The 25,992-nt window shown below is 48.9% G+C and carries 27 protein-coding genes, 1 tRNA gene and 1 pseudogene; 15 read left to right on the forward strand and 14 right to left on the reverse strand.

The annotated features are described in order from the left end of the window. Window positions 1-142 precede the first annotated feature (142 nt). The gene (locus FDW98_RS20065; RefSeq protein WP_096758603.1) at window positions 143-742 is read left to right on the forward strand and encodes a helix-turn-helix domain-containing protein; all 600 of its coding nucleotides are present in this window, start codon (window positions 143-145) and stop codon (window positions 740-742) included. A 30-nt stretch (window positions 743-772) separates the two neighbouring features. Here FDW98_RS20065 and ecnB read toward each other — a convergent pair whose 3' ends face one another. The 3 genes from ecnB to efp all read right to left on the reverse strand — a co-directional run bounded on the left by ecnB (window position 773) and on the right by efp (window position 1,784). Further along, the gene (gene ecnB / locus FDW98_RS20070; protein WP_096758604.1) at window positions 773-919 is read right to left on the reverse strand and encodes a lipoprotein toxin entericidin B; all 147 of its coding nucleotides are present in this window, start codon (window positions 917-919) and stop codon (window positions 773-775) included. 107 nt (window positions 920-1,026) lie between these two features. Next, the gene (gene ecnA, locus FDW98_RS20075) at window positions 1,027-1,161 is read right to left on the reverse strand and encodes a lipoprotein antitoxin entericidin A (protein WP_043018154.1); all 135 of its coding nucleotides are present in this window, start codon (window positions 1,159-1,161) and stop codon (window positions 1,027-1,029) included. 56 nt (window positions 1,162-1,217) lie between these two features. Then, entirely contained in the window at window positions 1,218-1,784 is a 567-nt protein-coding gene (gene efp / locus FDW98_RS20080; RefSeq protein ID WP_096758605.1) for an elongation factor P, read from the reverse strand. Between the two features lie 40 nt (window positions 1,785-1,824). Between efp and epmB the strand changes: the two genes are divergently transcribed. After that, window positions 1,825-2,853, forward strand: a complete 1,029-nt coding sequence (epmB, locus tag FDW98_RS20085) for an EF-P beta-lysylation protein EpmB (RefSeq protein WP_096758606.1) — start codon at window positions 1,825-1,827, stop codon at window positions 2,851-2,853. Window positions 2,854-3,036: 183 nt separating this feature from the next. Next, window positions 3,037-3,900, forward strand: a complete 864-nt coding sequence (gene yjeJ / locus FDW98_RS20090; RefSeq protein ID WP_096758607.1) for a YjeJ family protein — start codon at window positions 3,037-3,039, stop codon at window positions 3,898-3,900. Window positions 3,901-3,988: 88 nt separating this feature from the next. Here the strand turns inward: yjeJ and FDW98_RS20095 are convergent, their stop codons facing one another. From FDW98_RS20095 to FDW98_RS20105, 3 genes are all read right to left on the reverse strand, one after another. Then, window positions 3,989-4,342, reverse strand: coding sequence for a DUF4156 domain-containing protein (locus tag FDW98_RS20095; RefSeq protein WP_042999161.1), 354 nt, complete (start codon window positions 4,340-4,342; stop codon window positions 3,989-3,991). A gap of 186 nt (window positions 4,343-4,528) precedes the next feature. Next, a complete protein-coding gene (groL, locus tag FDW98_RS20100; protein ID WP_096758608.1) occupies window positions 4,529-6,175 on the reverse strand; it encodes a chaperonin GroEL in 1,647 nt (548 codons plus the stop codon). A 43-nt stretch (window positions 6,176-6,218) separates the two neighbouring features. Then, window positions 6,219-6,512 carry a co-chaperone GroES gene (locus FDW98_RS20105; protein ID WP_000027827.1) on the reverse strand — a complete coding sequence of 98 codons (294 nt, stop codon included), beginning with the start codon at window positions 6,510-6,512 and terminating at the stop codon, window positions 6,219-6,221. A 275-nt stretch (window positions 6,513-6,787) separates the two neighbouring features. On the opposite strand from FDW98_RS20105, the gene yjeH reads away from it, so the two are divergent. After that, entirely contained in the window at window positions 6,788-8,026 is a 1,239-nt protein-coding gene (gene yjeH / locus FDW98_RS20110) for an L-methionine/branched-chain amino acid transporter (protein WP_096758609.1), read from the forward strand. 79 nt (window positions 8,027-8,105) lie between these two features. Here yjeH and FDW98_RS20115 read toward each other — a convergent pair whose 3' ends face one another. Next, complete coding sequence (locus FDW98_RS20115; RefSeq protein ID WP_096758610.1) at window positions 8,106-8,585, reverse strand: FxsA family protein; 480 nt, start codon at window positions 8,583-8,585, stop codon at window positions 8,106-8,108. A gap of 339 nt (window positions 8,586-8,924) precedes the next feature. Between FDW98_RS20115 and aspA the strand changes: the two genes are divergently transcribed. The 5 genes from aspA to FDW98_RS20140 all read left to right on the forward strand — a co-directional run bounded on the left by aspA (window position 8,925) and on the right by FDW98_RS20140 (window position 14,549). Then, window positions 8,925-10,361 carry an aspartate ammonia-lyase gene (aspA, locus tag FDW98_RS20120; protein ID WP_096758611.1) on the forward strand — a complete coding sequence of 479 codons (1,437 nt, stop codon included), beginning with the start codon at window positions 8,925-8,927 and terminating at the stop codon, window positions 10,359-10,361. Window positions 10,362-10,475: 114 nt separating this feature from the next. Next, window positions 10,476-11,777, forward strand: coding sequence for an anaerobic C4-dicarboxylate transporter DcuA (gene dcuA, locus FDW98_RS20125; protein ID WP_096758612.1), 1,302 nt, complete (start codon window positions 10,476-10,478; stop codon window positions 11,775-11,777). A gap of 128 nt (window positions 11,778-11,905) precedes the next feature. Next, window positions 11,906-12,253, forward strand: a complete 348-nt coding sequence (gene cutA, locus FDW98_RS20130) for a divalent cation tolerance protein CutA (RefSeq protein WP_096758613.1) — start codon at window positions 11,906-11,908, stop codon at window positions 12,251-12,253. After that, a complete protein-coding gene (locus FDW98_RS20135; RefSeq protein ID WP_096758614.1) occupies window positions 12,229-13,938 on the forward strand; it encodes a protein-disulfide reductase DsbD in 1,710 nt (569 codons plus the stop codon). Before cutA ends, FDW98_RS20135 begins: the two co-directional genes overlap by 25 nt. Before the next feature lie 35 nt (window positions 13,939-13,973). Then, window positions 13,974-14,549: a transcriptional regulator gene (locus FDW98_RS20140; RefSeq protein WP_096758615.1), complete on the forward strand. Its 576-nt coding sequence runs from the start codon at window positions 13,974-13,976 to the stop codon at window positions 14,547-14,549. Here FDW98_RS20140 and FDW98_RS20145 read toward each other — a convergent pair. Both FDW98_RS20145 and FDW98_RS20150 read right to left on the reverse strand, forming a co-directional pair. Then, window positions 14,546-15,136 carry a LysE family translocator gene (locus FDW98_RS20145; protein WP_096758616.1) on the reverse strand — a complete coding sequence of 197 codons (591 nt, stop codon included), beginning with the start codon at window positions 15,134-15,136 and terminating at the stop codon, window positions 14,546-14,548. The genes FDW98_RS20140 and FDW98_RS20145 overlap by 4 nt on opposite strands. Window positions 15,137-15,172: 36 nt before the next feature. Further along, window positions 15,173-16,018, reverse strand: a complete 846-nt coding sequence (locus tag FDW98_RS20150) for an AraC family transcriptional regulator (RefSeq protein WP_096758617.1) — start codon at window positions 16,016-16,018, stop codon at window positions 15,173-15,175. A 169-nt stretch (window positions 16,019-16,187) separates the two neighbouring features. Between FDW98_RS20150 and FDW98_RS20155 the strand changes: the two genes are divergently transcribed. Next, window positions 16,188-16,263 (forward strand) — tRNA-Phe (locus FDW98_RS20155). 162 nt (window positions 16,264-16,425) lie between these two features. Next, a complete protein-coding gene (locus FDW98_RS20160) occupies window positions 16,426-17,688 on the forward strand; it encodes an integrase arm-type DNA-binding domain-containing protein (RefSeq protein WP_096758618.1) in 1,263 nt (420 codons plus the stop codon). A gap of 121 nt (window positions 17,689-17,809) precedes the next feature. On the opposite strand, the gene FDW98_RS20165 is transcribed toward FDW98_RS20160, so the two are convergent. Then, window positions 17,810-18,037, reverse strand: coding sequence for a hypothetical protein (locus tag FDW98_RS20165; protein ID WP_170975225.1), 228 nt, complete (start codon window positions 18,035-18,037; stop codon window positions 17,810-17,812). 88 nt (window positions 18,038-18,125) lie between these two features. On the opposite strand from FDW98_RS20165, the gene FDW98_RS20170 reads away from it, so the two are divergent. Then, the gene (locus FDW98_RS20170; RefSeq protein WP_138140551.1) at window positions 18,126-18,407 is read left to right on the forward strand and encodes a hypothetical protein; all 282 of its coding nucleotides are present in this window, start codon (window positions 18,126-18,128) and stop codon (window positions 18,405-18,407) included. Between the two features lie 361 nt (window positions 18,408-18,768). On the opposite strand, the gene FDW98_RS20175 is transcribed toward FDW98_RS20170, so the two are convergent. The 3 genes from FDW98_RS20175 to FDW98_RS20190 form a co-directional block, all read right to left on the reverse strand. Continuing rightward, window positions 18,769-19,656 (reverse strand): integrase domain-containing protein, encoded by an 888-nt coding sequence (locus FDW98_RS20175; RefSeq protein ID WP_096758620.1) that lies wholly within the window; start codon window positions 19,654-19,656, stop codon window positions 18,769-18,771. Between the two features lie 854 nt (window positions 19,657-20,510). Then, window positions 20,511-20,732: a helix-turn-helix transcriptional regulator gene (locus FDW98_RS20185; RefSeq protein ID WP_096758622.1), complete on the reverse strand. Its 222-nt coding sequence runs from the start codon at window positions 20,730-20,732 to the stop codon at window positions 20,511-20,513. Beyond that, a complete protein-coding gene (locus tag FDW98_RS20190; protein ID WP_096758623.1) occupies window positions 20,729-21,190 on the reverse strand; it encodes a hypothetical protein in 462 nt (153 codons plus the stop codon). Before FDW98_RS20190 ends, FDW98_RS20185 begins: the two co-directional genes overlap by 4 nt. Window positions 21,191-21,707: 517 nt before the next feature. On the opposite strand from FDW98_RS20190, the gene FDW98_RS20195 reads away from it, so the two are divergent. Genes FDW98_RS20195 through FDW98_RS20205 form a run of 3 tightly spaced genes read left to right on the forward strand, consistent with a single transcriptional unit; the run spans window position 21,708 to window position 25,307 of the window. After that, window positions 21,708-23,618 (forward strand): hypothetical protein, encoded by a 1,911-nt coding sequence (locus FDW98_RS20195; protein WP_096758624.1) that lies wholly within the window; start codon window positions 21,708-21,710, stop codon window positions 23,616-23,618. Beyond that, window positions 23,615-24,274: a hypothetical protein gene (locus FDW98_RS20200; RefSeq protein WP_096758625.1), complete on the forward strand. Its 660-nt coding sequence runs from the start codon at window positions 23,615-23,617 to the stop codon at window positions 24,272-24,274. Before FDW98_RS20195 ends, FDW98_RS20200 begins: the two co-directional genes overlap by 4 nt. Next, window positions 24,207-25,307: a hypothetical protein gene (locus tag FDW98_RS20205; RefSeq protein WP_096758626.1), complete on the forward strand. Its 1,101-nt coding sequence runs from the start codon at window positions 24,207-24,209 to the stop codon at window positions 25,305-25,307. The genes FDW98_RS20200 and FDW98_RS20205 overlap by 68 nt, the downstream gene beginning before the upstream one ends. 164 nt (window positions 25,308-25,471) lie before the next feature. Here the strand turns inward: FDW98_RS20205 and FDW98_RS20210 are convergent. After that, window positions 25,472-25,810, reverse strand: a pseudogene (locus FDW98_RS20210) (hypothetical protein). Window positions 25,811-25,992 lie beyond the last annotated feature (182 nt).

A 25,992-nucleotide genomic window follows, 5' to 3' on the forward strand; every position in this document is an offset into this window, starting at 1 on the left:
TTTATCCATTGCCTGCTTAAAGCAAGAATTGAGCACAAATAGCAGCGTAGTTCCCGCATTTGGCTGCCATTGGTCTTATCTATGATAAATGGCTTTCTGAAGTCAGGAAGCCGTTTTTCCCACTTCTGAATGCGAAAAGTTTATGCATAAAATTTTAGTGATTGACCGGTGCCACTTTACCCGTACAGGGGTCGAGGCCTTGCTTAATCATTCTGGTAGGTTTAATTCGTCGTTTCTGGTATCAGGAATCAATAACCTCTTACTGGCAAAAGAACATATTTCGCAGTGGAAACCGCATCTGGTGATCGCGGATTTATATGGTTTTCTCAGCGATGTACATGCCAGTCCGCCGATTGCGCCTTTTTTTATGAGCTGTGGTCTGATCCCCCTGATTTTACTGCAATCAGGAGACAGAAAGCCTGTACCCGCTCACAACCCGCAATACGCCGTCCATTCGGTATTATCCAAACGCACTACGCTCTCTGAGTTGTCAGACAGTATTCAGGATGCTCTCTGCGTTCGTCCTGCGCTAAAGACCACTAAAAACGCGACACCGCTGCTTACGCCGCAGGAAGAGAAAGTACTGTCGATGTGGATGGATGGCGTGAGTAACACTGCGATAGCCTCGGCCCTCGGCATTCATGGCAAGACGGTTTACACCTATAAACGCAACATTCGCATCAAGCTGCATTTAGGAAACCGCTTTTCACCGTTTCTGTCGCTACCCGAGAAAATGAATTAACGGTACGACAGAGCGTCGTACCGTTCATGATTATTGCTGAGCTTTTGTCGCTGCACCAGAGATTGCGCTACCGCCTTCAGAAATATCCTGCCCAACACCTTTTGTTGTATTACACGCAGTCAACACTGAAGAAAGAACCAACACAGAAAAGAGCGCTGCAATTGTCTTTTTAACCATAACGTCTTCCTTTTCTAGCCAATATTGTTTGTGTATAGCTACTTAATGATAGACAAGATCCGGAAGGATGACGGAAAAACGCAGATTTTTAAGACAATATGACAGGCTCAACTGGCCGCGTGAGAGATTGAATTACCAAGATGTTTGATGTCTTCACCGAAGCCACGTGCGGTATTACAGCCCGTCAGGAGTGTGCTGGTGAACAGGATAAGCATTACAAGACCGAGAAGACGTTTCATCATTCCTGCCCTGGAAAAGTATGGCGCAGCAGCCTGCGCCATCGATCAAATAGGATGTATTACTTAACGCGGGAAACGTATTCGCCTGAACGCGTATCCACTTTGATCACTTCGCCGATCTGTACGAACAGCGGAACTTTAACAACTGCGCCGGTGGACAGCGTCGCTGGTTTGCCACCCGTACCCGCGGTGTCACCTTTCAGACCCGGGTCAGTTTCAACGATTTCCAGCTCAACAAAGTTCGGTGGGGTCACAGAGATAGGCTGACCATTCCACAGGGTCACGATGCACTCAGCCTGATCCAACAGCCATTTAGCGCTATCGCCTACCGCTTTCGCGTCAGCAGCCAGCTGTTCGAAAGTGGAGTTGTTCATGAAATGATAGAACTCACCGTCGTTGTACAGGTAAGTCAGGTTCATATCTACAACGTCTGCGCCTTCAGCGGAGTCGGTGGATTTGAAGGTTTTCTCTACACGAGTACCGGTCAGCAGGCGGCGCAGCTTAACGCGCGCGAAAGCCTGGCCTTTACCCGGTTTAACGAATTCACTGGCTTCAACCGCATAAGGTTCGCCGTCCATCATGATTTTAAGACCGGCACGAAAATCGTTGCTATAGTAAGTCGCCATAAGGCCCTCTGAAATTGTTAACTGGTAGCTTAGCCACAAAATGGCGCATATTGTAACCCTAAACACCCCATCCAGAGAAGATTGGTTAGTACAACTTGCCGATGTTCTCACCGATCCGGATGAACTATTACGTCTTTTGAATATAGACGCTGATGAAAATATGCTCGCAGGTCGTGAGGCAAAACGTCTTTTTGCCCTGCGCGTCCCGCGATCGTTTATCGCGCGGATGGAAAAAGGCAACCCCAACGATCCGCTGCTGCGCCAGGTACTCACCTCCCAAGATGAATTTGTCGCCGCGCCAGGATTCTCGACCGACCCGCTGGAAGAACAGCACAGCGTCGTGCCGGGATTACTACATAAGTATCGCAATCGGGCGTTGCTGCTGGTAAAAGGCGGATGCGCGGTCAACTGTCGCTACTGCTTCCGTCGCCATTTCCCTTATGCCGATAATCAGGGGAATAAGCGTAACTGGCAGATTGCGTTAGATTACATCGCGGCGCACCCGGAGCTGGATGAGATTATCTTCTCCGGCGGCGATCCGTTAATGGCCAAAGACCACGAACTGGACTGGTTGCTCACGCAACTGGAAGCCATCCCACATATTAAGCGCCTGCGCATTCACAGCCGTTTGCCGATTGTCATCCCGGCGCGAATTACCGACGGATTGGTCGAGCGTTTTGCTCACTCTTCTCTGCAAGTTCTGCTGGTGAATCACATTAACCACGCCAACGAAATTGATGAGACTTTTCGTCAGGCGATGGCAAAACTGCGTCGGATTGGCGTCACACTGCTCAACCAAAGCGTGTTATTGCGCGGCGTGAACGATAACGCCCAGACGCTGGCGAATCTTAGCAACGCGCTATTTGATGCCGGCGTGATGCCCTATTACCTGCACGTGCTGGATAAGGTGCAAGGGGCTGCGCACTTTATGGTCAGCGACGATGAAGCGCGTCAAATAATGCGAGAACTGTTGACGCTGGTATCAGGCTATATGGTCCCCAAACTGGCGCGTGAAATTGGCGGAGAGCCCAGTAAAACACCGCTGGATCTGCAATTACGTCAGCAATAATCCAAATGAGTGTCCGTTTTCGGACACTCACTGCCAAATAATATAATTTCAATTTATTCAGTCCTTCTCTGACTTTTAATTTATGTTATTTTAGCGATAGCTATCTTTTAATATATTTATAAATCATATAAATAAATCAATATTTAGTTTTCCGTTGAATATTAGGTGAGAGAGAGAACCGCCGTGGCTATAACGATTAAAGGTATTAATACGGGCATTATTCGTCAAAAAAATGAGTTCATTGCGCTGGCATTAAAGATAAAGGAACCCAGAAATAAAGAGTCGCTGTTTTTTCTGTCACCATTCGGGCTACGAGACCTGCTTATCGCGCTGGAAAGCAGACTGCATACCAAGCACCTGTTGGGCGAGGATGCGCGTCTGCAGTATGAAAAAGCACGTGACAAAGTCAGTCAAAAAATGCATGAAAACATGCCATTAATTCAGGAAGATGAACTTAAAAATGCGGATATTAATCGTCGGATAAATTCACTGGCATTAGTAAGCGACGAAGGTGAAAACTTAACTCTCTCTCTTACACTGCATAATGGTCGAGTTTGCGAGCTATTAATTAATGAACTACAAATTACGGTACTGGCACATGCAATTATTCACGCAATAAATAATGCAGGGATGCGCGAATTAGCACTGCGGATCACATCGTTATTAGATTTCCTACCTCTGTACGACATTGATTGCCTGGATAACGATAATCTTGAATACGATGCCTATACACAATCAGAATGGAAACATAATCTGTTTAATCATTATCTGGCTGTCATCTATCGCTATCAAGATAAAGCGGGGAAAGTTCGGTTCTGTGGTTCAGTGGTGAAAACTCGAGCCCCTTCGGATGATAAAGACGTAGAAGCGATCTCTCGTCGGCTTATCGACTTCAGCCCACGGCTAAAAAAACTGGCCGGTGTACCGTGCAAAGTGTTTGTCAGAACACTCACGGGGGATAAAACACAAAAGCTGACACAGGATCAGTGCCTGCGCGCGCTGCATCATTTACGCCTACAGTCGGCCAGTAAAGCGCAGAATGCCTGATGGCGCTGCGCTTATCAGGCCTACGCTCATGTGTACCGTAGGCCGGATAAGACGCTTCAGCGTCGCCATCCGGCATCAACAGCGTTTATCAATTAGGGCACTTATAAACCTGACCAATCATCTCGCTGGCGGTTGGGACAAAACTCGACAACATACCTTGTGATGGGCTGCTTACACCATAAATCACATTACCGCCCATTGCCGCAGCCTGGTTACGCAGATCGTTCGCCGCGCCGCGCATAGAGCCGCCCTCTTCGCCGTGCTGACCAGAAAGCCAGTTGCTCTGCTTACCGGTTGCGGTACCAATCAGCTGGCACTCGGCACCTGGCTTCTCTTCAACGAAGCGTACGCTTTGTCCGGCTGAACTCAGTTCGTTGCTGGAGCTACAACCCGCCATCAGTAGCGCGGCACCAACGATCCCTGCTAAATATTTCACGTGCATGTTATTCCCCATAATCAATGCGCTGGACGTTTTGTCCGTAGCTGAATCATATACTAAAAAGATGACCAAAAGAAAAACCCCCGGACATTTCTGCCCGGGGGTTTCTCATTTTTCGCGAGATGCGTATTTAATCAAATAACTCAAGTTGCAGCCAACGAACCTGCGGCTTGAAGTATGAAGATTAAATTACATCATGCCGCCCATTCCGCCCATGCCGCCCATACCACCAGCAGCACCTAAGTCAGCGGAATCGCCTTTCGGCAGGTCGGTTACCATGCACTCGGTGGTGATCATCAGACCCGCAACAGAAGCCGCGTACTGCAGAGCAGAACGGGTTACTTTAGTCGGATCCAGGATACCCATGTCGATCATGTTGCCGTATTCTTCAGTTGCAGCGTTGTAACCGTAGTTACCGTCACCCGCTTTCACGGTGTTAGCGACAACAGACGGTTCTTCGCCGCAGTTCAGAACGATCTGACGCAGCGGGGATTCCATTGCGCGCAGCGCAACTTTGATACCCACGTTCTGGTCTTCGTTCTGACCACGCAGTTCGCTCAGTTTGGATGCTACGCGGATCAGCGCAACACCACCACCAGCAACCACGCCTTCTTCTACCGCAGCACGGGTCGCGTGCAGGGCATCTTCAACGCGTGCTTTCTTCTCTTTCATTTCAACTTCGGTAGCAGCACCCACTTTGATGACTGCAACGCCGCCTGCCAGTTTCGCTACGCGCTCCTGCAGTTTTTCACGGTCGTAGTCAGAAGTTGCTTCTTCGATCTGCTGGCGAATCTGGGTTACACGACCCTGGATTGCCGCTTCTTCGCCCACACCATCGATGATGGTGGTGGTGTCTTTGTTGATCACAACGCGTTTTGCCTGGCCCAGATCTTCCAGGGTCGCTTTTTCCAGCTCCATACCGATCTCTTCAGAGATAACGGTACCGCCGGTCAGGGTCGCGATATCCTGCAGCATAGCTTTACGGCGGTCGCCGAAGCCAGGTGCTTTAACCGCAGCCACTTTCACGATGCCGCGCATGGTGTTAACGACCAGGGTAGCCAGCGCTTCGCCTTCAACATCTTCAGCAATGATCAGCAGCGGTTTGCCTGCTTTCGCAACGGCTTCCAGAACCGGCAGCATTTCGCGGATGTTGGAGATTTTCTTATCAGCCAGCAGGATGAACGGCGTTTCCAGTTCTACTGCGCCCGTTTCCGGCTTGTTGATGAAGTAAGGAGACAGGTAGCCACGGTCGAACTGCATACCTTCAACTACGTCCAGTTCGTCCTGCAGACCGGTACCGTCTTCAACGGTGATCACGCCTTCTTTACCGACTTTGTCCATCGCTTCAGCGATCAGTTTACCTACGGTTTCGTCGGAGTTAGCAGAGATGGTACCAACCTGAGCAATCGCTTTAGAGTCGGAGCACGGTACGGACAGGGCTTTCAGTTCTTCAACCGCAGCAGCGACAGCTTTGTCGATACCACGTTTCAGATCCATCGGGTTCATACCCGCAGCAACAGCCTTCAGGCCTTCAGTGATGATGGACTGAGCCAGTACGGTCGCAGTAGTCGTACCGTCACCTGCAGCGTCGTTCGCTTTAGAGGCAACTTCTTTCACCATCTGCGCGCCCATGTTTTCGAACTTGTCTTCCAGCTCGATTTCACGTGCTACGGAAACACCATCTTTAGTGATGGCTGGGGCACCGAATGATTTATCCAGTACCACGTTACGGCCTTTCGGACCGAGGGTAACTTTTACTGCGTCTGCCAGTACGTTCACGCCGCGCAGCATTTTCACACGAGCGTCGTTACCGAATTTTACGTCTTTAGCTGCCATTTTCTCTTTCCCTTAAATTCGTATGTTCAGTGTCGTTCGCGGATTAAGCTTCAACAATCGCCAGGATGTCACTTTCAGACATGATCAACACTTCTTCATTGTCGATCTTCTCAGATTTAACACCGTAGCCATCGTTGAAAATGACGATGTCGCCAACTTTCACGTCCAGCGGCTGTACGGTACCGTTGTCCAGGATGCGACCCTTACCGACAGCGATGATTTCGCCACGAGTTGATTTACCCGCTGCGGAACCGGTCAGTACGATGCCGCCAGCAGATTTGGATTCAACTTCTTTACGTTTGACGATCACACGATCATGTAACGGACGAATACTCATTGATAGCTCTCCTTTGAGAAAGTCTTTATCAGTTATGGGTGGCGCCGGCCCGTGAACGGTTTACCGGCTAGTGACCAGAGAGATGGGGATGGAGTTTTCTCCCTTCAAGGGGGCAAGCGAAAAAATTTTTTTATCAGGAGAAAATCCCGCCAAAACACCGACACACCTCACATTTAATACCGATTTCAGTCACGTCGTCATAAGCAAATCCGATTGTGATACCATCGAAAATCTGCGCTGTAGCCTATTTAACGGGCATAATCGGATAACAATTTATGAGTGGACTGAAGCAAGAGCTGGGGCTGGCTCAGGGCATTGGCCTGTTGTCGACATCATTGTTAGGGACAGGCGTTTTTGCTGTTCCCGCACTGGCTGCCCTGGTGGCGGGTAACAATAGCCTGTGGGCCTGGCCGGTCCTCATTCTTTTAGTCTTCCCCGTAGCGATTGTCTTTGCCGTGCTCGGTCGCCATTACCCCAGCGCCGGCGGTGTGGCACATTTTGTCGGCATGGCCTTTGGCCCTCGCCTGGAGCGCGTTACCGGCTGGCTGTTTTTATCGGTGATTCCGGTCGGGCTGCCAGCGGCATTGCACATTGCCGCCGGATTCGGTCAAGCCATGTTTGGCTGGCATGGCTGGCAGCTTTTGTTGGCAGAACTCGGTACGCTGGCGTTGGTTTGGTATGTAGGTTCCCGCGGTGCCAGCTCCAGTGCAAACCTGCAAACGGTCATCGCCGGGCTGATTGTTGCCCTTATCGTTGCCATCTGGTGGGCGGGTGAACTTAAACCCGGCGAAATCCCCTTTCCTGCCATTACCGATATTGAACTGCCTGGGCTATTCGCGGCGCTGTCGGTGATGTTCTGGTGTTTTGTCGGTCTTGAAGCATTCGCACACCTGGCCTCGGAGTTCAAAAAACCGGAGCGAGACTTTCCCCGTGCACTGATGATCGGCCTGCTACTGGCCGGTTCAGTCTACTGGGCATGTACGGTCGTGGTACTACATTTTGGCGCCTATGGTGAGCAAATGGCTGCGGCGGCATCGCTACCTAATATTGTCGTGCAACTGTTTGGCGTACAAGCTCTGTGGGTCGCCTGCATCATTGGTTATCTGGCCTGCTTTGCCAGTCTGAACATTTATATTCAGAGTTTCTCCCGCCTGGTGTGGTCGCAAGCGCAATATAAGCCGGAGAGTTACCTGGCTCGCTTGTCCCCTCGCCATCTTCCGCGCAATGCTTTGAACGCGGTGTTAGCTTGCTGCGTGGTCAGCACATTGTGCATCTATATACTGCAAATCAACCTCGATGCATTAATCATCTATGCCAACGGCATCTTTATTATGATTTATCTGCTGTGCATGCTGGCAGGGTGCCGACTGCTAAAAGGACATTATCGTGCGCTGGCGGTGATTGGCTGTCTGTTGTGTCTGTTGCTGCTGGCAATGGTTGGCTGGAAGAGTCTGTATGCACTGGTTATGCTGGCAGGACTGTGGTTGTTACTGCCAAAAAGGAAAGTGGCTTAAAATAGACTGTAGGCCGAATAAGCATTAGCGCCATCCGGCAAAAAAGCCCGGTGGCGCTATGCTTACCGGGCCTACGGAATCAATCCCGACGGTCGTCGTCTTTATGATCAAGGCGGTTGCGGTCATCATCTTTACGCTGGAACTCACCGTCAAAGGTCTCGCCCCCACCAGTTCCTGCACTAAAGCCGCCCCCCGGCATACGAGAAAAGCGCAGGTGCGGCAGCAGCTTCATGGTCAGATGCTTCTGCACCGGAGGTAATAAAAGAAGAAGACCAAGGAAATCGGTGAAGAAGCCCGGCAGCACCAGCAGCAAACCAGCAATAATCAGCGACACGCTCTTGATCATTTCTTCAGCAGGACTTTCACCCGCCGCCATTTTTTGTTGCATCAACAAAAAGTTCTTAAACCCTTGGTTACGAACCAGAGACATACCGATAACCGAGGTAAAAATGACCAAAATCAGTGTCATCAGAACACCCATAACATGGGCAACCTGAATGAAAATAGATATCTCTATGTAAACATAGAGAAAAATGGCAAGTAATGGTATCCAGCGCAAAGGACTCTCCTGTAAATAACAGCCGTTTTCGCCACGTCTGTCCGAATGGTTATGTGACTCGCATCGGAAAGATGTGGGGGGAATTAGCAAAATTTCAAGCGGGTTCTACACTTATTTTTGGTATTAATCCTAAAGGGGTGATCTATTTCACAGAATAATAATTAAGGGGTAATTTCCGCGTTTTAAGTGATCCAGATTACGGTAGAAATCCTGAACCAGCATATGATCTCGGGTATCAGACCGATGCAGGGGATAATCGTCGGTCGAGAAACAATCGAAATCACATATATCCTGTGTGTTTAGTAAAAAATCATTGGCAGCTTGAAAAAGAAGGTTCACATGTTAAACAACATTCGTATCGAAGAAGACTTGTTGGGTACCAGGGAAGTTCCAGCGGACGCCTACTACGGTGTTCATACTCTGAGAGCGATTGAAAACTTCTACATTAGCAACAACAAAATCAGCGATATCCCTGAATTTGTTCGCGGTATGGTAATGGTGAAAAAGGCAGCGGCCTTGGCCAACAAAGAGCTGCAAACCATTCCTAAGAGTGTGGCAAATGCCATCATCGCAGCATGTGATGAAGTTCTGAATAACGGAAAATGCATGGATCAGTTCCCGGTAGATGTTTACCAGGGTGGTGCGGGTACCTCCGTCAACATGAACACCAACGAAGTGCTGGCCAATATCGGTCTGGAACTGATGGGTCACCAGAAAGGTGAATATCAGTACCTGAATCCGAACGACCACGTGAACAAATGTCAGTCTACCAACGACGCTTATCCGACCGGCTTCCGTATCGCTGTTTACGCATCCATCATCAAACTGATTGATGCCCTTAACCAACTGCGTGAAGGCTTCGAACAAAAAGCTGTTGAATTCCAGGACATCCTGAAAATGGGTCGTACCCAGCTGCAGGATGCTGTACCGATGACTCTCGGTCAGGAATTCCGTGCTTTCAGCGTTCTGTTGAAAGAAGAAGTGAAGAACATTGGCCGTACTGCTGAGCTGCTGCTGGAAGTTAACCTCGGCGCAACCGCAATCGGTACAGGTCTGAACACCCCGAAAGAGTACTCTCCGCTGGCTGTACAGAAACTGGCTGAAGTGACTGGTTTTGCCTGTGTTCCGGCTGAAGACCTGATTGAAGCGACCTCCGACTGCGGCGCATACGTTATGGTGCACAGCGCACTGAAACGTTTGGCTGTTAAGATGTCCAAAATCTGTAACGACCTGCGTTTGCTCTCCTCTGGCCCACGTGCCGGCCTGAACGAGATCAACCTGCCGGAACTGCAGGCGGGCTCTTCCATCATGCCAGCAAAAGTAAACCCGGTTATCCCGGAAGTCGTCAACCAGGTGTGCTTTAAAGTCATCGGTAACGACATCACCGTCACCATGGCGTCTGAAGCAGGTCAGCTGCAGTTGAACGTTATGGAACCGGTTATTGGCCAGGCGATGTTTGAATCTATCCACATCCTGAGCAACGCTTGCTATAACCTGCTGGAAAAATGCGTTAGCGGCATTACGGCTAACAAAGAAGTGTGTGAAGCATTCGTGTATAACTCTATCGGTATCGTGACCTATCTGAACCCGTTCATCGGTCACCACAACGGCGATATCGTCGGTAAAATCTGTGCCGAAACCGGTAAGAGCGTGCGTGAAGTTGTCCTTGAACGTGGCCTGCTGACCGAAGCTGAGCTGGACGATATCTTCTCTGCTCAGAACCTGATGCACCCTGCTTATAAAGCAAAACGTTATACTGATGAAAGCGAACAGTAATCGTGTAGGGTAGTACCAGAGAAGGCACGTCAGATGACGTGCCTTTTTTCTTGCACGAAGTTACTTAAAAACAACAATTTAATATCAACTTGTTAAACAACAAGGAAGGCTAATATGATAGTTTTAGAACTTATCATCGTTTTGCTGGCAATCTTTTTAGGTGCCAGACTTGGGGGTATCGGTATTGGATTTGCAGGTGGGCTGGGCGTTCTGGTTCTCGCCGCTATTGGCGTAAAACCGGGTAACATTCCGTTCGATGTTATTTCCATTATCATGGCGGTCATCGCTGCCATTTCTGCTATGCAGATTGCAGGTGGTCTGGACTATCTGGTTCACCAAACTGAAAAACTGCTGCGTAAGAACCCAAAATACATCACGATCCTTGCACCGATCGTGACCTATTTCCTGACTATCTTTGCAGGTACAGGCAACATCTCTCTGGCAACGCTGCCGGTTATCGCTGAAGTGGCGAAGGAACAAGGCATCAAACCTTGCCGTCCTCTGTCTACTGCTGTGGTTTCTGCACAGATTGCGATTACTGCGTCGCCAATCTCCGCAGCTGTGGTGTACATGTCTTCCGTCATGGAAGGTCATGGCATCAGCTACATCCACCTGCTGTCCGTGGTCATTCCGTCTACGCTGCTGGCGGTACTGGTGATGTCCTTCCTGGTCACTATGCTGTTCAACTCCAAGCTGTCTGACGATCCGGTTTACCGTAAACGTCTGGAAGAAGGCCTGGTCGAACTGCGCGGTGAAAGACAAGTTGAAATCAAAGCGGGCGCAAAAACCTCCGTATGGTTGTTCCTGCTGGGCGTAGTTTGCGTGGTGGCTTACGCTATTATCAACAGCCCAAGCCTCGGTCTGGTCGCTAAACCGCTGATGAACACCACCAACGCCATCCTGATCATCATGCTGAGCATCGCGACGCTGACCACGATCATCTGCCGCGTTGAAACGGACTCTATCCTGAACTCCAGCACCTTCAAAGCCGGTATGAGTGCCTGTATTTGTATCCTGGGCGTTGCATGGCTGGGTGATACTTTCGTCTCTCATAACATTGACTGGATCAAAGAGACTGCAGGTAGCGTCATTCAGGGTCATCCGTGGCTGCTGGCTGTCATCTTCTTCTTTGCTTCTGCACTGCTGTATTCTCAGGCAGCAACGGCAAAAGCTCTGATGCCGATGGCTCTGGCACTGAACGTTTCTCCGTTGACCGCTGTCGCATCCTTCGCGGCTGTTTCTGGCCTGTTCATTCTGCCAACTTACCCAACGCTGGTTGCGGCGGTTCAGATGGATGACACCGGGACAACCCGCATCGGTAAATTCGTCTTTAACCATCCGTTCTTCATCCCGGGTACGCTGGGTGTGGTACTGGCTGTCTGCTTCGGCTTCCTGCTGGGCAGCTTCATGCTGTAAGTTTTACCTGCAGGGTGCCTGTGCGCCCTGCAGTTCCTCTCTCCCGTCTCGCTTTGACTAACATCCTTCTTCCGTCCGTTGTATAGTGACTCCTCTCTTGCTGGTTACTCTGTGCTTTCGAGGTGTTTATGCTTGATGTAAAGAATCAGGATATCTCCATCCCCGATACCGTTGTCGTGCTCTGTACCGCCCCGGATGAAGCAACCGCTCAGGATCTGGCCGCTAAAGTGCTGGCGGAAAAACTGGCCGCCTGCGTCACACTGCTGCCCGGCGCTACCTCCCTCTATTATTGGGAAGGCAAGCTGGAGCAGGAATATGAAGTCCAGATGATCTTAAAAACCGCAGTTTCACATCAGCAAGCACTTCTCGATTGCCTGAAGTCACATCACCCGTACCAAACACCTGAACTTCTGGTTTTACCCGTTACTCACGGAGATTTTGATTACCGCTCATGGCTCAACGCATCCTTACGCTGATCCTGCTGCTCTGCAGCACATCAACTTTTGCTGGCTTATTTGACGCACCAGGTCGCTCGCAGTTTGTCCCGGCCGACCAGGCATTTGTGTTCGATTTTCAGCAAAACCAACACGATCTAAACCTCTCCTGGCAGGTCAAAGACGGCTATTATCTTTATCGTAAACAGATAAGCATAACCCCATCTCAGGCCGAGACTGCCGAGGTAAAATTGCCGCCCGGGGTCTGGCATGAAGATGAGTTTTACGGCAAAAGTGAAATTTATCGTCAGCAATTGACTATCCCTGTCACCGTCAAGCAGGCTGCTGCGGGTGCGACGCTAACGGTTACCTACCAGGGCTGTGCCGACGCCGGGTTCTGTTATCCGCCAGAGACAAAAACCGTGCCGTTACGTGAAGTGGCGGCCAGTGCAGAAACACCACCAACGACCTCTTCAGCAACGGTATCGCCAGAAGAACAACCACAACCCACGACCCAACTGCCGTTCTCCGCATTGTGGGCACTGCTGATCGGGATTGGCATTGCCTTTACACCTTGCATCCTGCCGATGTACCCGCTGATTTCCGGTATCGTGCTGGGTGGAAAACAGCGTTTATCAACCGGACGCGCACTGCTGCTAACCTTTATCTATGTCCAGGGAATGGCGCTCACCTACACTGCGCTGGGTCTGGTTGTTGCCGCTGCGGGGTTACAGTTCCAGGCGGCACTACAGCATCCTTATGTCCTGGTTGGCCTTGCTATCGCCTTTACGCTGCTGGCTTTATCGATGTTTGGCCTGTTCACGCTACAGCTGCCTTCATCACTGCAAACACGCCTCACGTTAATGAGTAACCGTCAGCAAGGCGGCTCTCCCGGCAGCGTATTTACAATGGGGGCGATTGCCGGTCTGATCTGTTCGCCTTGCACCACCGCCCCACTGAGCGCAATTCTGCTGTATATCGCTCAGAGCGGAAACATGTGGCTAGGCGGCGGCACGCTGTATCTGTACGCGCTGGGAATGGGACTGCCCCTGATGCTCATTACCGTCTTTGGTAACCGTCTACTGCCGAAAAGCGGCCCGTGGATGGAGCATGTCAAAACCGCCTTTGGTTTTGTCATCCTGGCGCTTCCCGTATTTTTACTGGAACGTATTATCGGTGACGAGTGGGGGATCCGCTTGTGGTCGTTACTCGGCGTCGCGTTCTTTAGCTGGGCCTTCATTACCAGTCTGCAAGCCAAACGCCCATGGATGCGCCTTGTGCAAATAGCCCTGCTCGCCGCCGCTCTGGTGAGCGTACGTCCCTTGCAGGACTGGGCATACGGTACGCCGCATGCACAAACGCAGGCACATCTGAACTTCAAACCCATCGCGACGGTCGATGCCTTAAATCAGGCGCTGGCAGAGGCAAAAGGTAAGCCGGTGATGCTGGATCTGTATGCCGACTGGTGCGTAGCCTGCAAAGAATTTGAGAAATACACCTTCAGCGATCCGCTGGTTCAGCAGGCATTAAGCAATACGGTATTACTGCAGGCGGACGTCACGGCAAATAATGCCCAGGATGTCGCACTGCTGAAGCATCTGCAGGTTTTAGGGCTGCCCACCATTTTGTTTTTTGATGCTCAGGGTAAAGAGCAGCCAAACGCGCGGGTAACAGGTTTTATGGATGCCGCAACATTTAGCGCACATTTGCACGATCGCCAACCGTGAGCGACACTTGCAAAAGGAAAACGGAGGAGAATACCGTGCAACGTGAAGATGTCCTGGGAGAAGCCCTGAAATTACTTGAGGTGCAAGGGATAGCCAATACCACGCTGGAAATGGTGGCCGACCATATTGATTATCCGCTTGATGAGCTGCAGCGCTTCTGGCCCGATAAAGAGGCCATCTTGTACGATGCCCTGCGTTACCTTAGCCAGCGGGTAGATATCTGGCGGCGTCAGCTTCTGCTTGATGACACCCTGAGCGCTGAGCAGAAGTTACTGGCTCGCTATAACGCCCTGGCCGAATGTGTGAGCAACAATCGTTACCCCGGCTGCCTGTTCATCGCCGCCTGTACCTTCTATCCTGACCCCGGCCACCCTATCCATCAACTTGCGGATCAACAAAAAAAGGCAGCCCATGATTTTACCCATGAACTGCTGACGACGCTGGAAGTTGACGACCCGGCGATGGTCGCCAAACAGATGGAACTGGTGCTTGAAGGTTGCCTGAGCCGCATGCTGGTCAATCGTAGCCAGGCCGACGTGGAAACGGCACACCGCCTGGCGGAAGACATCCTGCGCTTCGCTCAATGCCGACAGGGTGGTGCGCTGACCTAAGCAAACATACCCGCCCATGCGGAGATAAGCAGACACAGCGCCATCAACCGTTGAAAACGCACCATCGCCGTGGTGGTGCGAAACACCCTGTTTACCGCCTTACCCAGCCACGCCCAGCACAACAAGCACGCCACAGATATCAGTAAGAACCACAGCGCCATTAGCGCGACATCCCGCAGCATATGCTCACCCGTCGGGGCAAACAGACTCACCACCGCCAGCGCCATCATCCACGTTTTGGGATTGATAATCTGCAACAGTGCCGCTGCTTTGGCAGTAAAGCGATGGCACGTTTGCCCAGCAATATTCGTTGCCGGAGCACAAAACAGCTGCCAGCTCATCCATGTCAGCCACAGTACACCCGCCCAACTCATCACCTGGCGCACCAGCGGGTACTGGCGCAGCAGTTCACCTGCACCGGCTCCAGATATCAGCACAATGGCGCTGGCGGCCACACAGCCGCTGACAAGCGCAGGCAGTGTGGCTCTCACGCCATAATGCTGGCTGCTGGTCAGCACAAGAATATTGGTGGGGCCTGGCGTTATCGAAGCAACAAAAGCAAACAGCAAGTACGGCATAATATTCACAGGTGACTCCTTATTATTGGAGTCCTGACTGTGCCGTTATTTATTGGAAACGTCTGGAAGGTTTGTGCACAACTTACGGTAATGTGCAGGCGTAATCCTGTACGCCCGCTGGAACCAGCGCCCAAGATGACTTTGATCGGCAAAGCCCAGCGTTGTCGCCACAGCGACGGGCTGTTCCCCTCGCGCCAGTAGCTGACGTGCTTTTGCCAGCCGCAACTGGATAAGCCAGGCATGCGGTGCCATATGGAATTCTCGTTTGAAACTGCGGGTCAGGGTAAAGCGGTCTGTTCCTGTCTCCCGTGCCAGATCGGAAAGGCCGATATTGTCGCCCATATGCGCATGCATATAGTCCCGCGCTCGATGCGCCATTGCACAACCCTGTATTTGTGATGGCGGACGCTTACGCCACCGACAATGTGCCGTGAGCTGAGTCAGCAAATTATCCATATTGCTTTGCTGCACGATACGCATTTCATCGGTATGCAGTGAACCAAATGTCTCACCAATCGCCCGAACCAGATGCGGCTCACGGGTCAGCGTTTGGTTAAAGTGCAGTGAATAGCTACCCGGAGTAGCCTCGTACAGCCCATGTAAGGTGTGAGTCAGCCACTGTTCATCAAGGTAAAAGGTCAGATAGGTAAAACCGCCCGCAACCGGGGCATCACCATCATGGATTTCACCCGGTTCTAGCAGAAACGCATCACCCGGCTGGCTGTGATGACGTTCCCGGCGACAGTGAAACTGCTGGGTACCGGAAAGGGTGATCCCCACCAGATAGCTGTCATGCCAGTGCGGGTCAAAGGCATGGCCTTCAAAGTGTGCCTTAATAGTCTCAATACCGGTATCGGCATGCTGTCGTAGTTCAAGCCAGTCGTTTGCCATACTGCCCTCCTCTCGCTGCCAGCATTGCCTGGTTAAATCACACCTGTCTGGAAGATTTGTGCAAACGTCAGGCATAAACGTACAGACTGCCGTAATATTAAGCGGTTGAACAGCTTTTCACGATATTTGATTGACTGCCAGGCGTGAATGCGGTTTAATGCGCCCCGTTGCCCGGATAGCTCAGTCGGTAGAGCAGGGGATTGAAAATCCCCGTGTCCTTGGTTCGATTCCGAGTCCGGGCACCACCTTTCCTTTTTTATGCTTCCCTATGAATTCCTATGTGTATGTAATTCAATAAGTTAGCGTAAAAATCTTTCCAGATACGTTTTGATTTATCCCTACGTATCCGGGAAATTTGGGGTCAGATTACGGGTCGTTCAGTTCGATGAACGATGGAGACCCGTATTATGGCCCTGAATGACAGTAAAATCCGCGCAGCTAAGCCCCTCGCTAAATCTTACAAACTCACCGACGCGCAAGGTCTGTACCTGACTGTATCCCGTAGCGGCGCTAAGTTATGGTATTTTCGCTATTGCTTCGGCGGCAAAGAAAACCGTCTGGCTTTTGGCGCTTATCCGCTGGTCACGCTGGCGGAAGCCCGCGAGAAGCGCGATGCCGCGCGTAAGCTGCTGGCGTCCGGTATCTGCCCTTCGCAGATCCGCAAGATAGATAACGCCGCCGTTGACGAATCCCGCACGTTTAAATTTATCGCCACTGAATGGCACACCAGTTGCCTTAAACTCTGGTCGGAAGGCCACGCCGATAAAATCCTCACCTGCCTGAAGCGCTATGTCTTTCCCAATATCGGCACAATGGACATTACGAAGGTTGAAACCCGCCATCTGGCGCAGCTTGTTAAATCCATCGACGACAAGGGCGTGCATGACGTTGCCGGGCGGGTGCGCCAGCATCTGACCAAAATTATGCGTCACGCCGTACAGCAGGGAACGATTAAATATAATCCGGCTTACGATCTGGATGGCGTCGTGACCCCGGTTGTGACCCAACATCACCCCGCCCTGCCCCTGAAACGCCTGCCGGACCTGCTGGACAAGATTAATGGTTACAAGGGGCGGGAACTGACCCGTCTGGCGCTGGCGCTGAATCTGCACGTTTTCCTGCGCTCCAGTGAGTTACGCCTTGCCCGCTGGGATGAGTTCAACCTGAAAGCCCGTATCTGGACAGTACCGGCGCTACGCGAAGCGGTTAAAGGCGTGCGGTTCTCAGAGCGTGGCGCAAAGATGAAGGATGAGCATCTGGTGCCGTTATCTGTGCAGGCTGTCGCCCTGCTGGAGCAGCTTAAGGAAATTACCGGGGAGTCTGTTTTCGTCTTTGCCGGTGCGCACTCGCTGAATAAACCGATGAGTGAAAACACCATCAACAAGGCGCTGCGGGTGATTGGCTACGATACAAAAACCGAAGTCTGCGGTCACGGATTCAGAACGATGGCCTGTAGCGCGCTGAATGAGTCCGCGCTGTGGTCGAAGGACGCCATTGAGCGCCAGATGAGCCACAAGGAGCGCAACGGCGTGCGGGCGGCCTATGTGCATAAGGCGGAGCATCTGGAAGCGCGAATGGAGATGATGCAGTGGTGGTCGGATTATCTGGATGTGAGCCGCGAGGGGTATGTTGCGCCCTATATTTATGCACGGCAGCGTAAAGCCGCCTGATCCTGACAGGGCATAATTTGTCAGTAATGAAAAAGCAGATCCTGATTGATTCGGATCTGCTTTCTTGTATCAAAAGGTTTTACCTTTATTTTTTCTGCTATTAATCGGAAAGCGTACAAAATTATTTGGGGGCAAATAATTTTGTACGAAAACCTATCAATACAGACCAGATTAATAGAGAACTTCTGAGATTACTCACCAGATTTTTCATCTGCACCAGATATCCGTTGAATAAGCACTGAACTGCGCCAGTTTTGCCCTTTAAGCCTTTTCGCCCTTTCCGGTCTGGCGCTGTTACCCTTAATAACCCTTTACCTTTATGGTTTTTTTCCTTTTCTGGCGCAGCCATTCTTATTTTCGTTACGCAGTAACGGTGTCGCATCAGATATGTTATCGTTACTGCCTAACGCTATCAGCCGGAGATAAGCAGAATGGCCATGAGCAGTGCAGAACGTCAGGCGCGATACCGCCGCAGAACGCGGGAGCGTCAGGAAAACTATACGGCGCGACTGAATACTGAGATCCTGTACGGAGCAAAGATGGCCCTCAAACGGCTGTCGCTGCATCATGGGCTTTCTCAGCGTGAAATGCTGGAGCAGCTTATCACTCAGGCTGACGGGATCCTGTGCCAGTCCATGAATGATAAAGAGTGTGACAGCTATCTGGATTTGACGCTGGAGCCGTTACGCAGTAACAAACGGAAAGGCGTTACGCTGTAACGATAATTCCTGCCTCAGCTATAACAGGTTATGGCTATTGATTACATAATCATCAATAGAAAATCGTACAATAAATTTTGCCCTCAAAATTTTTTATACGAAAACCGTTGGATACCGCCTTTATGAAAGGAAATGGCTACTAATAGCCTCGTTTTTCACAAAAATAACCAAAAAAATTTCGACGTCGAAATTTTTTGTACGAAAACCGATTAATAATGATTTTTACGAAGATAATACCTTTTAAATAGTATTCACCTATTGAAAGTGCGGTGATTAAAAGGACATAACCTCATCATATTTGACCTCAAATATGATGAGGCAGACAACAATTGATCATGAGAGTAACAAAAGGGAATGGCTATCAGTCAGTATCCCCCCACCTGCCGTAAACCTGCGCCACATACCGCCCGCGCCCGTCACCGTGCCCCAGATCCATTGCCGTCATCGCCAGCGCCTCTTTCTCACTGAACCCCTGCGCCAGATAATGACAGATCGCATCCTGCGCCCAGGCATAGCGTAACGAGTGCGGGGAAAATACGCCCGTTAAACCAATGCGTGACGCCTGGCTGTGCCAGTATTTCATCGCGCTTCTGAGATCCGGTTTATCGATCAGTCTGCCGTGACGGCTTTCTGCAACAGATAATGCATTCTCAAGTGCCTTTCTGACTGCACCAGTGACCAGAATAACGGTTTCACGCGGGCGTCCGCCTTTGGTGCCGAACACCACTGTCAGCCGGGACTCTCCGCGCTCCAGCGCCTGCCGCCATGTCTTTAGCGACTGTGCGCTCTGTACCGCTTCCTGCGAGCGCAGCCCCATCAGACGGGAGAGTTCCAGCGCCGCCGCCAGACCCGGATCTTTTACGCGGGCCATCTCCAGTACATCACGATAATGCTCCGGCGTAATAGCCAGCTTCGTACCGTTACGGGATGCGCCAGACAATCCCAGCGAACGGTTGTTCAGCCGCTCACTCTGCGCCAGCCTGTCGCGCCCGGCCTGTTTCAGCAGGCTGCGGATCGCCGCCATCTCGTTTTGCAGGGAACGTTTTGAGATACCCTGCGCCAGTCGCTCCCGAATATAGCCTTCAATATGCCGAGCTTTCAGGTGCTCCACCCGGCGGATCTGCACATTCTGCGCCATAACCAGACGCTCACAAAAACGCTGCGCCAGCGCGATACGATCGTGAACGGTCTTGTGGCTACCGCCCGCCTGTTTCGCCAGCTTCATCATTTCCTGCGCCAGAATCCCCATATTTTCCCCTTTTCATGATTGCCTCAACTCCATAACCCAAAACTGATACAGCTTTCCCCGGCGCGCAGGCCGACAGCCCCTGAGTTTTGTCGGGGCTGCAAACGATACCTGAGCGCCGGGGCGGCAGCGGTTGAGGTGTTGTGGGGTATCGGTTGTGCTCTCTGAGCAGCCGCCTGCCTTAGCAGGTCATCCCCCGGATCGTCCTGATCCGCCTCCGGTATCGGTTCATGTTCTCCTTACTGGTTAATTGGCCTGAAAAGGCAGTGTCAGAATCCAGCAATGAGCCGGAGCAGTTGATTTCTCTGGTGCAGAGCTAAAGGGCTGCGTGCGTCACTTTCCCGCTCTGCGCGGTTAAAGTGACGCACTGGCACTGGTGCAGCGTCTGAAAATTTATCGTCTGGTGCAGTTTTACGGCCACGCGGCAGCAAAGCCTGTCGGCAATGCAGGCCGCAACCCGTAAAGGTAAAAGGCGCTGAGGGTATCAGCAGATACAGGTTAGCCGGGAGAATTCCGGCGCGGTGCAGATTCAGACCAGCAGGCTGGCGCAGTAAAAGGACGTATCGTGTTAAAACTCAGGCCTCCGTCGCGATGTTCTGCGACCCGATGTTTGCAGAGGTCAGCACCGGTAAAGGGATCAACCGTCCTGATAACAGGCGCTTCTTTCAGGTTGCGAAGCGTTGGGCGCTGTCAACGACAGCATGGGGCAGGAGGGAGACTACGCATGTACCGATGGTGCAGAAAGGAAAAACTGTTTTTGCGTCAAAAAGGATTTTTGCGAGCCTGCACTGTCGCGCTTCGCTTGCCTTCTCCCGATCTTCTGACAGCAAAGCCATCAGAAGATCGGGAGAGATGATTTAGCAATTTTCGAGTTTACGGTAGCGGGAAGGCCAGATTTGCTCTGGTGCAATATCCAACGCTTCGGCTATCAGCCTTTCGCCTTTGGGCCAGTGCCTTATCAGCGCGTTTGCCAACGTGGAGGATGCCAGCCCTGAGTTGCGGGAAACGGCAGAAAGCGACGTTCCGCGCTTTTTCAGTGCTGCGATAATGTCGGCAGAATGCCAGTCTGGTTGTATCATGCCGCCTCCCCGTCGATAAACTTCACGCCGTCGGCGGTACGCAGCCAGCGCGGGGCCGTGATTTCATCAGAAAAATAGTGGATCAGGTCATACAGCAGGCAACCAAGGTAATTCCGGGTTTCCGGTAATAGTCCCTGCCCCGTCAGCACTTGCGTCAGGGCAAGGCAGTAGTGGCAAAGTTCGGTACATTCGGGATCGAAGCGCGGTGAGCAGGTGGGGAGCGTATCAACGGTCAGGCTGTCCATCATATGATCCGGGATCGGATCGAGCAGCGAGGGCTGGAGCAGTCGCAGACAGGCGTTAAGCCTGCCGCAAAGCGCCATTTTTAGCGTGGGATCGCCGTGTTCGATCAGGATTTCGGCGAACTGTTTACAGTGCTCTGCCAGTACGGTGAAATCCGTGGCGGCGTTGAAGGGAACGGAAAGTAACGGGTGCATCTGGGTGAGGGTAGTAGCCATAGGGCATCCTCCGATGAGCAGTATTTATCACCACCACCGGAGAGGTCAATCTCGCGGGTGGTGGAACCGGACGGGGTTGACCTTACCGGCCTCATCGACACCGGCGCGCTTTGCAGCGCCCCCGTCCGGCCCACCATTGAGATGTAGCAGAACGCACGACACAAAAAAAGCGCAGACGCGCCTTTGTGTCGTCGATGAAGTTAATCAGGAGGTCAAGCCCGGCACCTGAATTTGCAAGTACGGGTAAAAGATACCGCGATTAGCGGTTGACAGCAAGCGGGGTTATGGAAGGCAGGTCGCAGAAAATAAAGAACCCGCTGGAAAGGCGTAGCTCACTGATATATTAGCCAGTTCGTTAAACTTGGTACCGGGCCTCTCCCACCGCACGCAGAACATATTCATGTTTACAGTAGAAATTACATAGATTGATTCAATAAAGCTGGTCAGAATGATTTTTCTGGTATAAAACATAAAGTTAAGACTCAGATATAACCCAGTTCATAACCGGGGGATGATAATGAAGGACAATATTGTTCAAAATATCGCTCATAAGCTTTTTTTGGCAAGATCCGATGTACTGGAGCATGAGCTCACCGAACAGGAACTTTCTTTTTTAATCAAAGAGGAATCAAAAGGCTATTGTCTAAAGGACAATAAATTAATCTTTTCATCTTATGAAGACAGAGATCATTACGTTGTTCGTCATTATTTTTCAGAAACAGACAGTGATTGCGCCAACGCGGAGAAAACCATAATACAAACTGCTTTTAGCATATGGGAAAAGTCTTTGCGCGGCGATCGTTCAACCGCTGGATTATTTCTCAACTTATATGAAGATAAGATCAACGTATGGCAGGCGCTGCTCGCATCTGAACGTAACCAATATGAGGTTACATCTCTGGCCGATCAATTCATAAAGCATTCCAAAAATATAGATATAAATACTCTTTTTAATTTCTTCTCCGTCATTTACAATAAACACAACCAATATGTTGGTATATTTACATTATTAGGGGAACGACTAACCAGTAACCCTAAAAAATGTCATGAGATAATTAATAAATTTCATTCAGATATAAAACAAGGAACTCTTCACCTTTATAATATTGCCTTATTTTCACTAAAAAAAGAAGACTATGCATCGGCTATTGATATTTTGCTCGATGATATAGAAAAAAATGACGTCATCCTGTCTCCTCAAGCATTGTGGATACTTGGCAGATTTGTAGAAACAAACAATATAGAATATCGTAACGATGAAATAAAATTAATTATCAAAGACAAGATTGCATCTCCGGTTACAGATATTTCCAATGCTGCTATACAAGCAACCGTAAACACAATAGATAAAATACCTGAATTTTGTCACATTATCCATAAGTTACTTAAGGATAATAATATAAAGGCAACAGCACTGCTTTGCCAGAGAATAGCAACAACTAAAAATTTACAATCTCATACTGATTTTCCTGACTGGATAAATACTATCTGTATTAACTCAGGAGATGATATTGAACTCAGAGGACTAATTTTCCATATTTTATCATCACTCACTGAAGATGAAACAAAACATCAGCTATTGATTAGTTGTCTATTTGTAATGATCAAGAATGGTTCTATAGTAAGAAAATCTCAGGAAATAGATAATTTTTTATATAATGCCACAAAATTCAGTGAGTTAACGAATAAAATTTTCACATTGACACTCATTGATGACATTCCAAAAATTGCTGAGTTTTCACAATTACTATCCACATATTTAATGATTAATGGTAGCAATCATTTATTAAGCTATAGCCTTCCCATTATTAATAACTTCACAGAAAGAGATTTTATTTTTCTGGTACGAAGAACTCTTGGTTTTATCTCTAATGAAAAATATTTAATGTCATCAATATTATCATTACTGGATGTTGATAACGCAAATAAAAGAACCGGTAATCTTGTGTTATCCGTCATATCAAATGAAATATCCATGGACTATCCAAACTATGTTATTGATATAATAAGAGAATGCAAAAATAAAATCAGGAATAAGAAAAATCATATATTGAAAATATATGATGGTATACTTGCCCATACAGAAGGCTATCTGAATTCTCTAAAAAAACTTCCACGAATAAAAGAATTCGAACCGCCTTCAGCATGTGTACTGTCCTTTCAAAAAGAACGGGATAAAGTTATGGCCAAAAATCAAGAGACTATCAATGAAGATTCGTTTGTATTTAAGATAGCTACCCGCATTCCACTAAAAGCAGGTATAGCTTCTTTTTATTACAATGGTGACTTTGGTACTGGCTATAGTGAACCGTCGTACCTTCATCCATTTTCGAGTAGCTATTCTCTCCCGCGAAGACATGTTATGGACAATGTTGGCTATGAAATACGTACGGTAATGTTCAAGACAGCAAAAATGGATACAATATGAAGGTATTAATTTCTCAATATATTCGAACATTGAAAGAGAGAAATGAACTCGACAGACTATTGCCTAATTTATTATTATCAATGGATATCGTCCCTCTATTTACTACACAAACTGGCACAAGACAATATGGTGTCGATATTGCTGCAATAGGTAAAGATCCTGACGATGGAGAAAAAAAATTATTTATATTTGTAATTAAACAAAAAGATCTAGGTAGATCTGAATGGGATTCTGGCCCCCAATCCATAAGACAGAGTTTAAATGAAGTTTTTGATGTTTACCTTCAAAATCATTTACAACCAAAACACAAAAAGTTGCCAAAGAAAATCATATTATCCACCAGCGGTGATATGAAAGAAGAAATAAATCAAAACTGGGCCGGATATCTTGATAATCATAAATCCCATGAGTTTGATTTCTGGGGAGCTGATAAGCTTTCCACTTTTATTGAAAAATACATGTTAAATGAACATATATTTAATGACATTGACAGAACCGATTTAAGAAAATCGCTATCATTGATTAGTGAAAATGATTATTCACGGATTGATTTTCATCGATTACTACTACGAATACTGATGCTTGACAATGAAGGGAGAAAAGTTAAAGAAAGCAGAACTGGAGAAGTCAATACGTACCTGCTATCTCGCGGCTAATATATTAGCTTACTGGGCGATACAGGATGGCAACACCAAGCAAGCTTTATTTGTATCCGAACGATGCCTGCTATGGGTATGGCACCGTATCAATCTTGAAAAAGATCCAAAAAAATACTTCCCTGCGTTTGAAGTTATATGGCAAGGTTATATTAACATTTCTGCTGAGTATTTTTCCAAACTTCAGCCGTATTTTCATGAAAAATATCTTCTTTCTTTATATTCAACTGAAAGTTCACTGGTCAATATAACTGTATTTGAACATATTGGTATACTTGCAACTCTCGGATTAAATAACTTTCTCCTCGCACTTAGAAAAGATAATAATGAAGGAGCACTTCACATTCATAATGCAGATATCATTGCCGATAGCTTGTGTGCATTAATCATAAACAATCCCGCATCTGGTTCGCCACGCCTTGATGAGAATACCATTGAAATTACTCTTGGATTAATATTTCTTTCTCTGATGGGGAGAAATGACGCTATCGAAGAATGGCTTAGAGAACTAATTTCGAGACTGGACTACGTACTCAGGATCGGACGAGAACATCCGATATCAACAGACTCTATTGACGATCTTATTAGTATGGAATGCAATAGCGACGACACATATTTAAAAGAAAGAACAACAGACATGTCCTGGATTATCCCCACTTTAATGGGATGGTGTGTGATACTGGAAAAAGAAGAAGGATATTGCGCATTATTAACGGGTATAAAAGGATCATATACAAAAATATGCTCTCAGCTATGGCATCCAACGAGTGATCTTTATAAACACCTTTACTTTCATCCGGCACAATCCTTCACTGGTGAGACCGAGGCACCAATAGAATTTCCGGATAATATGAATGATTACAAGAATAGAATGGATGAGCTACGAGAAAACGAGCGATATAATATTTTCAAAGAATCAAGTGCGGTACAGGCAGGTTTAACTATACTTGATTTTATTGCCTGTCGACATTTTAGAACACCTGTACCCGCCGTTCTTTGGTATGGAATGCAAAAAAAACAGAGTGATAATTGACGTTTTTTTAGTTTTATATCACACATTCACCAATGGGCGGTATCTTAAAGCCCATTGGTACCTTTTGAAGTATTTTTTGATTCATCATGCTGCCTACTCCAACTGGAAGTGCCCCTTACTCAATACTAAAGAGTTTTAAGGTAGAAATATATTTGCTAAACGCTCTACGCCAAATCCCCCAGCGTTACCATCAGCATCATCGGATCCATCGGCGATGGTTCAAACCCCAACCGCAGGTAAAACTCTCGCGCTTCATCCGACAGAGCATTGACCTGCATCCCGTATCAGCGCCCGTCCGACGCCCCGGCACCATCACCGGGATCGGATTCGAGCATATTGCGCCGAAAGCGGCCCGGTGCAGTATTCATCATCACCGCGCTGGACACCAGCGAATAGTAAGCCACTACCCGCGAATCGCTGGCACAGCAAACAAATGTACGGGATGCTCCAGTTATCTGATTTTTCATCACCCGCTGTTTCAGCCAGTTATCCATTGAATCCACACCACAACAGAACCCGGATGTTTCACGACAGAACCACCATCAACATTAGCAACATAGGCCATTAACTAAGTGGACGTTAAAACCATAAAAACAGGGCTTTGACGTCTACTTAAAATCGCATTATAGTTATGTGGACACTAAAACCCTATAAAAATAGTATTCACGTCCACTTATGAACCGCT

Source organism: Citrobacter sp. wls711 (assembly GCF_005281055.1).
GTDB lineage: Bacteria > Pseudomonadota > Gammaproteobacteria > Enterobacterales > Enterobacteriaceae > Citrobacter > Citrobacter gillenii.

What these genes read in the sequence shown, in the direction of transcription:
- FDW98_RS20185 (WP_096758622.1), bottom strand. Translation starts at nt 20,732, where the DNA reads ATGATACAACCAGACTGGCATTCTGCCGACATTATCGCAGCACTGAAA.
- ecnB (WP_096758604.1), bottom strand. Translation starts at nt 919, where the DNA reads ATGGTTAAAAAGACAATTGCAGCGCTCTTTTCTGTGTTGGTTCTTTCT.
- ecnA (WP_043018154.1), bottom strand. Translation starts at nt 1,161, where the DNA reads ATGATGAAACGTCTTCTCGGTCTTGTAATGCTTATCCTGTTCACCAGC.
- FDW98_RS20170 (WP_138140551.1), top strand. Translation starts at nt 18,126, where the DNA reads ATGAGCAGTGCAGAACGTCAGGCGCGATACCGCCGCAGAACGCGGGAG.
- efp (WP_096758605.1), bottom strand. Translation starts at nt 1,784, where the DNA reads ATGGCGACTTACTATAGCAACGATTTTCGTGCCGGTCTTAAAATCATG.
- FDW98_RS20135 (WP_096758614.1), top strand. Translation starts at nt 12,229, where the DNA reads ATGGCTCAACGCATCCTTACGCTGATCCTGCTGCTCTGCAGCACATCA.
- FDW98_RS20205 (WP_096758626.1), top strand. Translation starts at nt 24,207, where the DNA reads ATGAAGGGAGAAAAGTTAAAGAAAGCAGAACTGGAGAAGTCAATACGT.
- FDW98_RS20095 (WP_042999161.1), bottom strand. Translation starts at nt 4,342, where the DNA reads ATGCACGTGAAATATTTAGCAGGGATCGTTGGTGCCGCGCTACTGATG.
- FDW98_RS20190 (WP_096758623.1), bottom strand. Translation starts at nt 21,190, where the DNA reads ATGGCTACTACCCTCACCCAGATGCACCCGTTACTTTCCGTTCCCTTC.
- FDW98_RS20165 (WP_170975225.1), bottom strand. Translation starts at nt 18,037, where the DNA reads ATGGCTGCGCCAGAAAAGGAAAAAAACCATAAAGGTAAAGGGTTATTA.
- FDW98_RS20065 (WP_096758603.1), top strand. Translation starts at nt 143, where the DNA reads ATGCATAAAATTTTAGTGATTGACCGGTGCCACTTTACCCGTACAGGG.
- aspA (WP_096758611.1), top strand. Translation starts at nt 8,925, where the DNA reads ATGTTAAACAACATTCGTATCGAAGAAGACTTGTTGGGTACCAGGGAA.
- dcuA (WP_096758612.1), top strand. Translation starts at nt 10,476, where the DNA reads ATGATAGTTTTAGAACTTATCATCGTTTTGCTGGCAATCTTTTTAGGT.
- FDW98_RS20175 (WP_096758620.1), bottom strand. Translation starts at nt 19,656, where the DNA reads ATGGGGATTCTGGCGCAGGAAATGATGAAGCTGGCGAAACAGGCGGGC.
- yjeH (WP_096758609.1), top strand. Translation starts at nt 6,788, where the DNA reads ATGAGTGGACTGAAGCAAGAGCTGGGGCTGGCTCAGGGCATTGGCCTG.
- cutA (WP_096758613.1), top strand. Translation starts at nt 11,906, where the DNA reads ATGCTTGATGTAAAGAATCAGGATATCTCCATCCCCGATACCGTTGTC.
- FDW98_RS20200 (WP_096758625.1), top strand. Translation starts at nt 23,615, where the DNA reads ATGAAGGTATTAATTTCTCAATATATTCGAACATTGAAAGAGAGAAAT.
- FDW98_RS20150 (WP_096758617.1), bottom strand. Translation starts at nt 16,018, where the DNA reads ATGGCAAACGACTGGCTTGAACTACGACAGCATGCCGATACCGGTATT.
- epmB (WP_096758606.1), top strand. Translation starts at nt 1,825, where the DNA reads ATGGCGCATATTGTAACCCTAAACACCCCATCCAGAGAAGATTGGTTA.
- groL (WP_096758608.1), bottom strand. Translation starts at nt 6,175, where the DNA reads ATGGCAGCTAAAGACGTAAAATTCGGTAACGACGCTCGTGTGAAAATG.
- FDW98_RS20195 (WP_096758624.1), top strand. Translation starts at nt 21,708, where the DNA reads ATGAAGGACAATATTGTTCAAAATATCGCTCATAAGCTTTTTTTGGCA.
- FDW98_RS20105 (WP_000027827.1), bottom strand. Translation starts at nt 6,512, where the DNA reads ATGAGTATTCGTCCGTTACATGATCGTGTGATCGTCAAACGTAAAGAA.
- FDW98_RS20160 (WP_096758618.1), top strand. Translation starts at nt 16,426, where the DNA reads ATGGCCCTGAATGACAGTAAAATCCGCGCAGCTAAGCCCCTCGCTAAA.